The organism is Microbacterium sp. zg.Y909 (genome assembly GCF_024626565.1).
Genome location: NZ_JANJFJ010000122.1, coordinates 1 through 11,694, shown reverse-complemented (window position 1 = coordinate 11,694; position 11,694 = coordinate 1). Strand labels below are relative to the sequence as shown.

Sequence of the window (11,694 nt, the reverse complement as noted above, 5' to 3'; positions counted from 1 at the left end):
TCGCGCACGTTGGTGCCGTCGGGGGTGGCGTAGTCGTCGCCGTTGATGCGCGGGGTGCGGCCCTCGATGAGCGCCTCGAACACCAGCGGGAACAGGTTGTGCGGGCTGGTGTCGTACACGGCGAGGTCGCCGGAGCCGACGACGTTGAAGTAGCGCAGCGAGGTGTGCCGCAGCGGCCGCTCGTCCTCGGCGGTCGCGACGGCCTGGTCGCGGATCAGCCACTCGCCGATCAGCTTCGACTCGCCGTAGGGCGACGCCGGGCGCTTGGGGAGGTCCTCGGTCACGAGCTCGACGTCGGGGGTGCCGTAGACGGCGGCCGACGACGAGAAGACGAGCTTGTCGACACCGGCATCCGCCATCGCCTGCAGCACCACGCGGGTGCCCTCGACGTTCTGCTCGTAAGTGTGCAGCGGGCGCTTCACCGACACCCCGGCGTACTTGAAGCCGGCCACGTGGATGACGCCCTCGACGTCGTGCTCGCGCAGGGTCTGCTCCACGAGCGCGCGGTCCAGGATGGTTCCCTGCACGAAGGGCACCCCCTCGGGCACGAACGACGCGTGGCCGCTGGAGAGGTCGTCGATCACGACGGGGCTGAGCCCCGCAGCGCCGAGCGCGCGGACGATGTGGGCACCGATGTAGCCGGCGCCGCCGGTGACAAGCCAGGACATGCTTCCATCCTGCCCGATACCGGGGCGCCGGAAAGCAGGGCTACTCGACCTCGTGGCCGAGATCCGGGCGTGCGACGAAGCGTGCGGTGGCATCCGTCATCGCCTCGAGCTCGACCACGACGATCTCGTTCGTGCCTTGCCGGGTGACGGGGCCGGGCACATAGAGCGTGCGCTGCGGACCGCGGCGCCAGTAGCGGCCCAGGAAGAACCCGTTGACCCACGCGTAGCCCTTGCCCCAGCCGGCGGTGTCGAGGAAGAGATCCGCGGATGCCGCGAGCTCGAACGTGGCGCGCAGGCCCACCGGCCCCGCGGCTCGGCCGCCGGTGACGGGCAGGCCGGGCGCGGCATCCGCCACCGCCCGACAGAGGGCCGGGACGTCGAACGTGCGCACGTGCCAGGGGCCGGGGATCGGGTCCCCGTCGAGCCGCACGTCGCCGACGAGACCCTTGGGCTCGCCGATCTTGGTGTCGTAGTTGACGCGGCCGGTCTCTTCGACGAGCAGCCGCAGCTCGCGGCCGGCGGGAAGCGGCATGGCCAGGTCGCCCACCGTGCGCTGCAGGATGCCGACGGGACGGTCATCGAGCGCCACCCAGGCGTAGTCGCGCACGTCGGCGTCGAGCACGCGGGTGCGGTCGGTGTCGACGGCGGCGGTGTACTCGGCGAGCACGAGGTCGGAGCCGAGCGCGTCGAGCGTCGGCGGAGCCTCGAACTGCCCGCGGTCGGAGGCCACGAGCGGCAGCGGGTCGCCGACCGACTGCAGCGCGACCTGCAGCACGGGCGCGTCGACGGGCTCGGGCAGCGGCTCGTCGGGCACCGGGGCGTGCTTCGCGATCACCTCGCGGAAGGCGCGGAACTTCTCGGTGATGTCACCGGACTCGCTGATCGGGGAGTCGTAGTCGTAGCTCGTGACCATCGGCAGGTAGCGGCCGGAGTCGTTCGCCCCGTTGGTGAGGGCGAAGTTCGTGCCGCCGTGCACCATGTAGATGTTCACCGATGCGCCGGCCGCCAGCAGCTCGTCGAGGTCGCGGGCGGCGTCGGCGAAGGTCGTGGTGTGGTGCTTCTCGCCCCAGTGGTCGAACCAGCCGCACCAGAATTCCATGCACATGAGCGGTCCGGTCGGCTGGTGCTCGCGCAGGGTCGCCAGGCGCTCCGAGATACGGGAACCGAACGACCCGGTCTTGTGCAGGCCCTCGTGTGCGCCGCCCTCGAGCATGTGCGCGATGGGCTGGTCGACCTGGGTGAGGGGCACCGTGATGCCGGCCGCGCGCGTGACGCGGATGAGCTCGGCCAGGTACGCCTTGTCGGCGCCGTACGCGCCGTACTCGTTCTCGATCTGCACCAGGATCACGCTGCCGCCCCGGTCGATCTGCCGGGGCGCGACGATCGCGTTGATGCGGTCGAGGAAGCTCGTCACGGCCTCGAGGTAGCGCGGGTCGGAGCTGCGCAGCTTCATGTCGGCGTCGGCGGTCAGCCACGTCGGCAGGCCGCCGTTGTGCCACTCGGCGCAGATGTAGGGCCCAGGGCGCACGATGGCGTGCATGCCCTCCTCGGCGACGAGGTCGAGGAACCGGCCGAGGTCGAGGCCGCCCGCGGCATCCCACTGGCCCTGCACCGGTTCGTGCGCGTTCCACGCGACGTAGGTCTCGATGGTGTTGAGGCCCATCAGCCGGGCTTTGCGCAGCCGGTCGCGCCAGAGGTCGGGGTGCACCCGGAAGTAGTGCAGGGCGCCCGAGATGATGCGGTGGGGCTCGCCGTCGAGCAGGAAGTCGGTCTCGCCGATCTGAAAGCGCGAAGTCATGCCCCCAAGCGTACCCGGCAAGCGTTTTCCAGCGGAGGGGATGTCGGGCGGACGCGTGGGGGCGTGCACAACGTCGCCGATCGGCTACGGCACCGTCAGCACGCCGTTCCGGCGGTGCGGCAGCGTCGCGAGGACCTCGTCGCGCAGCACCGGGGGGAGGAGGCGCGGCGGGGCGTCCTGGAAGACGATGGGCCGCAGGAATCGGCGGATCGCCGTCGCTCCCACCGAGGTGTGCAGCGACGTCGTCGCCGGCCACGGACCGCCGTGGTGCTGCGACCACGTGACGGCGACGCCCGTGGGCCACCCGGCGAAGAGCACGCGACCGGCGCGGTCCTGCAGCAGCGCCAGGGTCTCGGCGACGTCGTCAGTGTCCTCGGCGTGGAGCGTCGCGGTCAGGCACCCCTGCACGGCGCGGAGCGCCCGGTGCAGATCCTCGTCGCCGTCGTAGCGGATGAGCAGCGTCACGGGGCCGAAGCACTCCTCGAGGAGGGTCTCCGCGCGTTCGGCGACGGCGGCGGCGTCGGTCGCGAGCACGACCGGTCGCGCCCCCTCGGCCGTCTCGGCGCCGTGGGCGACGACGATGACCGACGGGTCGGCCGTGAGGGCGTCGACCCCGGCGGGGAACGCCTCGGTGATGCGGTCGGTCAGCAGCGGTCCGCCCGCGATCCCCGTGACGGCGGCGGCGACCGCCTCTTCGAAGCCGGCATCGCGGGGCACGAAGACGACGCCGGGCTTGGTGCAGAACTGGCCGACGCCGAGCGTGAACGACGCGGCGAGGCCCCCGGCCAGCTGCGCGCCCCGTGCGGCGGCCGCCGCGGGAGTGATGACGACGGGGTTGATGCTGCCGAGCTCCCCGTAGAAGGGGATGGGATCGGGGCGCGAAGCGGCGAGGTCGAACAGTGCCCGGCCGCCCGAGAGCGAGCCGGTGAATCCTGCGGCCTGGATGACCGGATGCCGCACCAGTGCGTTGCCGGCCTCGCGCCCTTCGACGAGCGCGAGCGATCCCGCAGGGGCGCCTGCGGCCTCGAGCGCCGCGGCGGCGATCTCGGCGGTGCGGCGCGACAGTTCGGGGTGCCCGGAGTGGGCCTTGACGATCACGGGGTTGCCGGCGGCGAGGGCAGAGGCGGTGTCGCCGCCGAGCACCGAGAAGGCGAAGGGGAAGTTCGAGGCCGAGAAGACCGCCACCGGGCCGACGCCGGTGAGCATGCGGCGCAGCTGTGGCCGCGGCGGGGTGGCGGCGGCATCCGCGTCGTCGACCGTGAGCTCGAGGTACGAGCCCTCCTCGACGACCGTGGCGAAAAGCCGCAGCTGCCCGGTGGTGCGGCCGACCTCGCCGCGCAGGCGCCCGGCGCCCAGGCGCGTCTCGCGGTCGGCGATCTCGACGACCTCGTCCGATGCCGCCTCCAGCGCGTCGGCGATGGCACGCAGCCACGCCGCCCGGTCGGCGGCGGGCGCGGCGCGCCACACCGGGGCGGCCGCTGCGGCGGCGGCCGCGATGGTCTCGAGCTGCTCGGCGGTGGTGGTCATGGGAGTTCCTTTCGTGGCGGGAACGAGGATGTCACGCGAAGCGCAGGCCCAGGCCCGCGTGCGGTGTCTCGGTGAGCTGTCCGTCGGCGATGGCGACGGGTGAGGGGTCGACGAGGGCACCGAGCGCGCCGAAGCCGGCGTCTTCGACGTCTTCGACCAGCGGCGCCGGCACGCCGTCGACGGGCGGGAGGCACAGGGCGAGCTGGCCGGAGAGCTCCGGCAGCAGGTGGGGATGCAGCGCCGCGCCGTGGTCGGCGGCGACGGCGGCGATGCGCAGGAACGGGGTGATGCCGCCCACGCGCACGACGTTGGGCTGCACGATCTGCGCGGCGTCCGCGCGCAGGTAGTCCGCGAATCGGTGGGCGGTGTGCAGGTTCTCACCCACGGCGATCGGCAGTCGCGACGAGGCGCCCAGCCGCCGGGCGAGTTCGGCGTGCCCGGCGAGATCGTCGGCGCGCAGCGGCTCCTCGATCCACGCCGGCTGCACGTCGGCCAGCACATCGAGCACCCGCGTCGCGCGGTCGAGGTCCCAGCGCTGGTTGGCGTCGATCATGAGCGCGCGGCCGGGTCCGATGACCTCGCGCACGGCGCGCAGGCGCTCGAGGTCTTCGGCCGCGTCGGGCTTGCCGACCTTGACCTTGACCGCGTCGAACCCTGCCGCGACCCACCGCTCGGCCTGCGCGACGAGCTCGGGCAGCGCGTAGTGCAGGTTGACGCCGCTGCCGTACACGCGCGCCGTCTGGCGATGCCGGCCGAGGAGGTCCGAGACCGTGCCGCCGGCCGCGCGCGCCGCGGCATCCCAGACGGCCAGGTCGAGGCCGGCCAGGGCGATGGTCGTGAGTCCGCCGCCGCCCGCCTCGTGCAGGTGCTCCCATAAGCCCAGCCACGCCTCGCCGCGATCGGCCGAGCGGCCGATCGCAGCCCGTCGTGCTGCAGCAGCGCCAGCACCGCCTCGGCGCCGATCTGCGGCGTCCAGGAGAATCCCCAGCCCTCGGCGCCGTCCGAGCGCACGAGGTGGGTCGCTACGACGCCGACGCTGGTGACGTCGGCTCCCCACGGGCGCCGCAGCGGCACGCGCACCAGGCGCGCGTCGAGCGAGGCGATCGTGGTCACAGGAGGGCGCGACCGGCGTCGAGGATGTCGGCCAGCCGCGCCTCCTGCTCGGGTGTCGGGTCGACGAGAGGGGGCCGGACGCCGCCGACGGGCAGCCCCCCGAGGCGCAGCCCCGCCTTGATGAGCGACACCCCGAAGCCGGGGGTCTCGTCGCGCAGGGCCACGAGGGGCGCGTAGAAGCCGTCGACGAGGGCGAGGCGCTGGGCCTCGTCGCCGTCGACGTAGGCGCGGTAGTGGGCGCCCGCCACCTCGGGGATCATCGCGAACGCCGCCGACGAATACAGCGGCATGCCGATGCCGCGGTAGGCGCCCTGGGTGAGCTCGGCGGTGAGCAGACCGTTGAACAGCGCGACGTCGTCGCGGCCCGATTGCGCCACTGCGCGCACGATCAGCTGGGCGGTGCCGATGTCGCCGACGCCGTCCTTGAAGCCCATGACCTTCGGGTTCTCGAGCAGGCGACGCACCGACGCGGGGGTGAACTGCGCGTTGCCGCGGTGGTAGACGATGACCGGCAGGTCGGATGCCGCGGCAATCGCCTCGACGTAGGCCACGAGCCCGGCCTGCGGCCCGCCGACGAGGTAGGGCGGCAGCACCAGCAGTGCGTCGGCTCCGGCGTCGGCCGCACCGCGGGCCACCTCCAGTGCGTGCCCGAGCGGGCCTCCCGCCCCCGCGACGACCGGCACGGCGCCGGCGACGGTCGCCACGGCCGTGCGGGTCACCGTGGTGGCCTCGGCGGCGCTGAGGGCGTGGAATTCGCCCGTGCCGCAGGCGGGGAAGATGCCGCCGGGGGCGTGGGAGAGCCCGGTGGCGACGTGCGTGGCCAGCAGGTCGGTGTCCACCCGCCCCGCGGTGTCGAACGGGGTGACGGGGAAGAAGAGGATGCCGTCGAAGTTCATGCGGGCACGTCCTTTCGGGTGGTGAGGGGGTCGCAGGCGTCGGTGCGGGCGAGTTCGTCCCGCCAGCGGTGCTGCGGAGCCCAGCCCAGCAGCCGCAGCGCCTTCGCGCTGGAGAAGGCCGGCGCGGTGCCGGTGAGCTCGGCGGCGACGTCGTCGGTGCCGGGGTGGAACCGCGGGATGAGCATGGCGAGGGGCTCCCGGGCGAGGGCGTCGTCGGCGCCGACGAAGAAGGTCTCGCCGTTGGGGATGTCGGGGAGGGCGGCCAGCAGCGTGTCGGTGAAGCGGGCGACGTCGCGCGCGTCGACGTAGTTGAACAGTGCCGGCGCCGACAGCGCGGGATCGTCCAGGCGCTCGCGCACCGTGTGCCCCTGCTGTGTCGGGGCGCCGGCCCACTCCTCGGGCGTCAGCACGTAGCAGGGCCGGAACGAGGCGAACCGCACGGCGTCACCCGTCTGCCGGCGCAGCATGCCGACCGTCTGCTCGATGACGAGCTTCGACAGCGCGTACGCGTTCCACGGGCGGGGCGGGGTCTGTTCGTCCAGCGGAAACCGGTCGGGCACCCACCCCGTGGGTGCGTTGTAGCCGAGCACGTCGGGCTGGATGCCGCGACCACCTTGCCCACGCCTGCGGCCACCGCGCCGCCGAGCACCGAGACGGCGAGGGCGGCGTTGGTGCGCAGGATCACGTCTTCCGGAGCGCTGAAGGGCACGGCGATGGCGGCGAGGTGCACGACCGCGTCGCTGCGGGCGGCTTCGAGGGCGTCACGGGTGGCCTGCGCGTCGCACAGGTCGATCGACACCTGGTCGACGCCGGCGCGGGCGAGCTCGGGGGAGGTGTCGCGGTCCAGCGACAGCACGTCGTGCCCGGCCGTGGCCAAGCCCGCGGCAAGGCTGCGGCCGAGACGGCCCGCGCCGCCGGTGACGACGATGCGGCTCATCGGGTCGGCTGTCCGAGCAGGGCGATGCCGAGTTCGCCGATCCGCACCGGCAGGCCGGTCTCGAGCGAGCGGTTGCCGGCGATCCCGACGGCGATCGAGCGCAGGCCGTCTGTCCAGTCCGCGGGCCGGGACAGCGGATCGTCACCGGGGCCGACGAAGACGTCCGACAGCAGCAGCGCGTCGCCGCCGCCGTGCCCACCTGCGGCGTTCTCGATCGGCACCTCGACGGCCTCTTCCCAGTGGCGCTGCACCAGCAGGCGCTCCCCCTGGGGGCGCAGGGATGCCGAGCCTGCGGCATCCACCGCGCTCGGATCGATGACGGGGTGAAGGCCCTCGTCCACGAGCACGGCGCCGCGTTCGACGACCTCGAGCTCGGCGCGGCCGAGGGTGCCGTTGACGGCCACTCGGTAGCCCTCCCAAGGCGCGTGCGCGTTGAGGGAGTACGACAGCGTCGCGCCGCCGGAGTAGTCGACAACCAGGGCGAGGTTGTCCTCGATCGTGATGCCGGGGCCGAAGACGTCGCGGTCGCGCAGGTAGCCGTCGTGGTGCTCGGCGTCGAGGTACAGCGCCTGCAGACGCGGGTCGTCGCGCAGGTCGAGCTCGAACGGGTCGTGGTCGCCCCCGTGCGTGCCGCGGTCGGGTCGATCGCCCAGTCCGCGGCGGGCGGCGTTGTCGGCGCCGTAGAACCGCAGCCCGCCCGAGGCGTAGACGCGGCGCGGCTGCTGCCGGATCCACCAGTTGACGAGGTCGAAGTGGTGGCTGGATTTGTGCACGAGCAGGCCGCCGGAGTGCTCCTTCTCGCGGTGCCAGCGGCGGAAGTAGTCCGCGCCGTGCTTGGTGTCGAGCATCCACGAGAAGTCGATCGAGGTGACCTCGCCGATGAGGCCGTCCTGGATGACCTGGCGCAGCGCGCTGTTGCGGGGCGAGTACCGATAGTTGAAGGTCAGCACCACGGAGCGCCCGGTGCGCGCGACGGCATCCTCGATCGCGGCGGCGCTGGCGGCATCGATCGTGAGGGGCTTTTCCACCACGACGTCGGCTCCGGCGTCGAGGGAGCGCACGATGAGCTCGGCGTGCAGGTCGTCGCGGGCGCAGATGACAACCCGGTCGATGCGCTCGGCGGCGATCATCTGCTCGAGGCGGTCGGGCTCCCACGCAGTGGGGGCGGCGGCGCCCCGAGACACGGCCCGCTCGACGGCGTGGGCCGCGCGCACCGGGTTCGGCTCGCAGACGGCGACGAGGTCGGCCCGGTCGGCATAGTCGCCCGTGATCGCATCGACGTACATCTGCGAGCGGTGGCCGGCGCCCAGAAGCGCGTAGCGGGTCTTCGTCATCGGTCGCCCTCGTGTGTGCTGGTCAGGAAACGTTTTCTCAGCGTAGCACGGAGGATTGGCGGGGTGCCGGAAAAGCCCCGGGATCTCCCGGCGGAGGGCTCAGGCGGGGACGCGGCCGGTGCTCGCGCGCACGATGAGGCGCGGGATGAGCGAGACCGCCGCCTCGGCGTCGCCGCCGGTGAGGAGCGCATGCATCGCCTGCCAGGCGCGGGCGCCGAGGTCCGACGCCGGCACGGCCGCCGTCGTCAGCGGCGGAGTCGTGTACTGCGCGAAGGGGATGTCGTCGAAGCCGGCGACGGAGAGGTCCTCGGGTACCCGCACACCTCGGTCGGCGAGGGCCGACAGCAGGCCCATCGCGACGAGGTCGTTGAAAGCGAGCACGCCCGTCGCACCGCTGCGGCGAACGGCCGCTGCGGCGGCCGCGCCGCTGTCGAAGTCGACGCCGCACGCCACCTCGGTGATCTCGAGGTCGGTGTGGGCCGCGCGGGCATCGGCCAGAGCGGCGAGCCGTGCGGCGTTGGAGGCGCTGCGCGCGAGGCCGGCCAGATAGACCAGCCGGCGATGGCCGAGCCCGTACAGGTGGTCGATGAGGTCGGCGAAGGCGGTGCGGTAGTCGGCGGCCACCACGGGGGCACCGGCCTGCGGCGGCCGGTTGACCACCACGGCGGGGGAGAGAGCGGGAAGGAGGGCGCCCAGCTCGTCATCGGGCATGCGCGGGGCGCACAGCACCACGCCGTCGGTGCGCCGTCGCGTCTCGGCGGCGAGCACCCGCTCCTCATCGACCTGCTCGGCGGAGTCGGCGATGAGCACGTGATAGCCGTCGCCCGCGGCCGCCCGGCCGAGGCCCCGCAGGATCTCCTGGAAGGTCGGGTTGGCGAGGTCGGGCACGACCACGGCGATGGTCTGGGTGCGCCCGAGCACCAGGCTCCTGGCGAGCGGGCTGGCGGTGTAGCCGAGTTCGACAGCGGCGGCGCGCACGCGCTCGGCCAGTCCGGCATCGACCGTGGCATTGCCGTTCATGACGCGCGACACCGTCGACAGGGACACCCCGGCTCGGCGCGCCACGTCGGTGATGGTGGCCTTGCTCGTCGTCCTGCGCATGACGCGCTCCGTTCCGATCTGGTGTCCCGAGACCATACTATGGCGAGAAATCGTTTTCCCTAGAACGGAGGCGTGCATGCCTTCCCTCGCCGATCGAAGAGTCAAGCAGCAGCGCCTCGCCCGGGTGCGCTCCGAGGCCGGCGCCGACGCGCTTGTCCTCACCTCGCACGAGGCGGTGTCCTGGTACCTCGACGGCGTGCGCACCCACGTCTCGCTGGCGGGCCCCCCGGTGCTGGCGGTGCGGGTCGGCGCAGACGGCGACCACCTCTTCGTCGCGGCGAACGAGGCCGAGCGTCTGGCCGAAGAGGAGCTGCTCCCGAGCGACGCGGCGCGCATCGTGCGCGTGCCGTGGCAGACGCCTCCCGCAGATGCGGCTGCGGCCGCCGGTCCTGCCGCGGCCGAGGCCGCACTCGCCCAGTCGCTGCGCGCCGCGCGGGCGACCCTGCTGCCGGGGGAGCGCGACCGGTATCGGCTGCTCGGTCGCCAGACCGCAGAGGCGATGACGGATGCCGCGGCCACGCTCACCCCTGAGAGCAGCGAGCGCGGTGCGGCGTCGGTGCTGGCTGCGGCGCTCGCCGGACGAGGCATCGACCCGCTGGTGATCCTCGTGGCGGGCCGCTCGCGTCACGCGCACCGTCACCCCTTGCCGACTGACGCGCCCCTGGGCGACCGTGCGATGCTCGTCGTCTGCGGTCGGCGGCACGGCCTCATCGCGAACGTCACGCGGTGGGTCGGGGCGGCCGGGCCGGATGACGAGCGGATCCTCGCCGTGGAGAAGGACTTCTTCGCGGCCACGCGGCCCGGCGCCGTTCTGGCCCACGCGTTCGCCCGGGGCTGCGCGGCCTACGGTGCGCACGGGTTCGACGCCGAGGAGTGGACCCGCCACCACCAGGGCGGGCCGACCGGCTACGCCGGCCGCGACCCGCGGGCAACGGCCCAGACTCTGGACCTGATCGCCGTGGACCAGGCGTTCGCGTGGAATCCGAGTGCACCGGGGGCGAAGGTCGAGGACACGGTGCTGGTCACCGACAGCGGCGTCGAGGTGCTCACCGTCGACCCGCGATGGCCGAGCGTGACGCATGCGGGAAGGCAGCGTCCCGCGGCGCTGCCCTTCGCCTGAACCAGATCAGCTGACCAGCTGCGACCCGCGGGCAGGCGCGTCGCCGTCCCGGCGCTCGATCGCGCGCAGCGAGCGGGCGACGAACGCGGCGATGCGCCGTGCCCCCTCCAGGCGGAAGTGCGTGTCGTCCGCGAGCCCCTCGGGCCAAGCGACGGCCTCGCCCGGGGCGTAGTGCGACAGCAGGCGGGTGGATGCCGCAGGCCCGAGATCCTCGTAGAGCCACGTCGTGAAGACGGTGAGGTCGATGAGCGCCGCCTCGAGGTCGGCGGCGAGATCGCGTACGGCGTTGGGGTAGTCGCCGTGGGTCGGGGTGACCCGCTCCCCGTCGAACCAGCGGCGCTCGCACGGCGTGCACAGCACCGTGACGGCGTCGCGCGCCCGCACATCGTCGACGAATCCGCGCAGCCTGTCGGCGTAGCCGCCGCGGGCGGCGAGCTGCGGGTCCTTCTGATCGTTGTGACCGAACTGGATGACGACCGTGTCACCCGCGACGACCTCGGACAGGAGCGTCGCCCATGAGCCGGACGCGACGAAGGACGCCGTGGTGGCACCGCCGAAGGCGAGATTGCGCACCGGCTGCCCGAGCGCCTCACCCAGCGCCTCGCCCCAGCCCGCCATCGGCTCTTCCCCGCGCTTCATGGGGGCGACGGTCGAGTCGCCGGCGAGGTGATAGGTCATGGTGTCTCCCGAGAGAATCCGTCGAGGGCGTGCCACGGGCGAGGTGCCCTCACTACGATGGACATCGTGCCACGGAAACCGCTTTCCAGCTCGTTGGACCTGATCGACGGCGCTCATCCGGCCCGATCGGTCCTGCGGCTGCTCGCGCGCCGACCCGGGCGCATGGCGCTGGCGGTGAGCGCGTTCGCCGTCAAAGAGATCCCGATGTGGTTTCTCCCGGTCATCACCGCCGCCATCATCGACATCGTCGCGGGCGGGGGCGAGGTCACCGCGGTGCTCTGGTGGTTCGCGCTGGCGGTGGTGCTGCTGCTGCAGAACTACCCGAACCACATCCTCTACACGCGCAGTTTCATGACGGTCGTCCGCGACACCGGCGCGGACCTGCGCAACGCCCTCGCGGCGCGCCTGCAGAGCCTGTCGATCGGCTACCACACGCGCATGAGCGCCGCGATCGTGCAGACCAAGGTGGTGCGCGACGTCGAGAACGTCGAGCTGATGCTGCAGCAGGTGACCCATCCGCTG

General features: G+C 73.0%; 9 protein-coding genes and 2 pseudogenes. 2 read left to right on the top strand and 9 right to left on the bottom strand.

Translation table 11 applies throughout. The features are described from left to right. From NQ160_RS10730 to NQ160_RS10695, 8 genes and pseudogenes are all read right to left on the bottom strand, one after another. On the bottom strand, window positions 1–668 hold a 668-nt coding region (locus NQ160_RS10730; protein WP_257515232.1), incomplete at its 3' end, for an NAD-dependent epimerase/dehydratase family protein. 40 nt (window positions 669–708) lie between these two features. After that, a complete protein-coding gene (locus NQ160_RS10725; protein ID WP_257515231.1) occupies window positions 709–2,466 on the bottom strand; it encodes a glycoside hydrolase family 35 protein in 1,758 nt (585 codons plus the stop codon). An 84-nt stretch (window positions 2,467–2,550) separates the two neighbouring features. Then, window positions 2,551–3,993 carry an aldehyde dehydrogenase (NADP(+)) gene (locus tag NQ160_RS10720; protein ID WP_257515230.1) on the bottom strand — a complete coding sequence of 481 codons (1,443 nt, stop codon included), beginning with the start codon at window positions 3,991–3,993 and terminating at the stop codon, window positions 2,551–2,553. A gap of 31 nt (window positions 3,994–4,024) precedes the next feature. Beyond that, window positions 4,025–5,050: a mandelate racemase/muconate lactonizing enzyme family protein gene (locus tag NQ160_RS24870; RefSeq protein WP_308211469.1), complete on the bottom strand. Its 1,026-nt coding sequence runs from the start codon at window positions 5,048–5,050 to the stop codon at window positions 4,025–4,027. A gap of 52 nt (window positions 5,051–5,102) precedes the next feature. Beyond that, complete coding sequence (locus tag NQ160_RS10710) at window positions 5,103–6,002, bottom strand: 5-dehydro-4-deoxyglucarate dehydratase (RefSeq protein ID WP_257515229.1); 900 nt, start codon at window positions 6,000–6,002, stop codon at window positions 5,103–5,105. Next, window positions 5,999–6,939 (bottom strand): annotated as a pseudogene (locus NQ160_RS10705) (NAD-dependent epimerase/dehydratase family protein). Before NQ160_RS10705 ends, NQ160_RS10710 begins: the two are co-directional and overlap by 4 nt. Then, on the bottom strand, window positions 6,936–8,273 hold the full coding sequence (locus tag NQ160_RS10700) for a Gfo/Idh/MocA family protein (RefSeq protein WP_257515228.1): 1,338 nt from the start codon (window positions 8,271–8,273) through the stop codon (window positions 6,936–6,938). The pseudogene NQ160_RS10705 and the gene NQ160_RS10700 overlap by 4 nt, the downstream one beginning before the upstream one ends. A gap of 99 nt (window positions 8,274–8,372) precedes the next feature. Next, window positions 8,373–9,374, bottom strand: a complete 1,002-nt coding sequence (locus NQ160_RS10695) for a LacI family DNA-binding transcriptional regulator (protein ID WP_257515227.1) — start codon at window positions 9,372–9,374, stop codon at window positions 8,373–8,375. Between the two features lie 76 nt (window positions 9,375–9,450). Between NQ160_RS10695 and NQ160_RS10690 the strand changes: the two genes are divergently transcribed. Further along, complete coding sequence (locus NQ160_RS10690; protein ID WP_257515226.1) at window positions 9,451–10,494, top strand: M24 family metallopeptidase; 1,044 nt, start codon at window positions 9,451–9,453, stop codon at window positions 10,492–10,494. Between the two features lie 6 nt (window positions 10,495–10,500). On the opposite strand, the gene NQ160_RS10685 is transcribed toward NQ160_RS10690, so the two are convergent. Beyond that, window positions 10,501–11,172, bottom strand: a complete 672-nt coding sequence (locus NQ160_RS10685) for a rhamnogalacturonan acetylesterase (protein ID WP_257515225.1) — start codon at window positions 11,170–11,172, stop codon at window positions 10,501–10,503. Between the two features lie 57 nt (window positions 11,173–11,229). Here NQ160_RS10685 and NQ160_RS10680 point away from each other — a divergent pair. After that, a pseudogene (locus tag NQ160_RS10680) lies at window positions 11,230–11,694 on the top strand (ABC transporter ATP-binding protein); the annotation flags it as partial.

Excerpts from the sequence above, each read along its gene's own strand:
- NQ160_RS10685 (WP_257515225.1), bottom strand. The coding sequence starts at position 11,172 with ATGACCTATCACCTCGCCGGCGACTCGACCGTCGCCCCCATGAAGCGC.
- NQ160_RS10725 (WP_257515231.1), bottom strand. The coding sequence starts at position 2,466 with ATGACTTCGCGCTTTCAGATCGGCGAGACCGACTTCCTGCTCGACGGC.
- NQ160_RS10710 (WP_257515229.1), bottom strand. The coding sequence starts at position 6,002 with ATGAACTTCGACGGCATCCTCTTCTTCCCCGTCACCCCGTTCGACACC.
- NQ160_RS10720 (WP_257515230.1), bottom strand. The coding sequence starts at position 3,993 with ATGACCACCACCGCCGAGCAGCTCGAGACCATCGCGGCCGCCGCCGCA.
- NQ160_RS10690 (WP_257515226.1), top strand. The coding sequence starts at position 9,451 with ATGCCTTCCCTCGCCGATCGAAGAGTCAAGCAGCAGCGCCTCGCCCGG.
- NQ160_RS10700 (WP_257515228.1), bottom strand. The coding sequence starts at position 8,273 with ATGACGAAGACCCGCTACGCGCTTCTGGGCGCCGGCCACCGCTCGCAG.
- NQ160_RS10695 (WP_257515227.1), bottom strand. The coding sequence starts at position 9,374 with ATGCGCAGGACGACGAGCAAGGCCACCATCACCGACGTGGCGCGCCGA.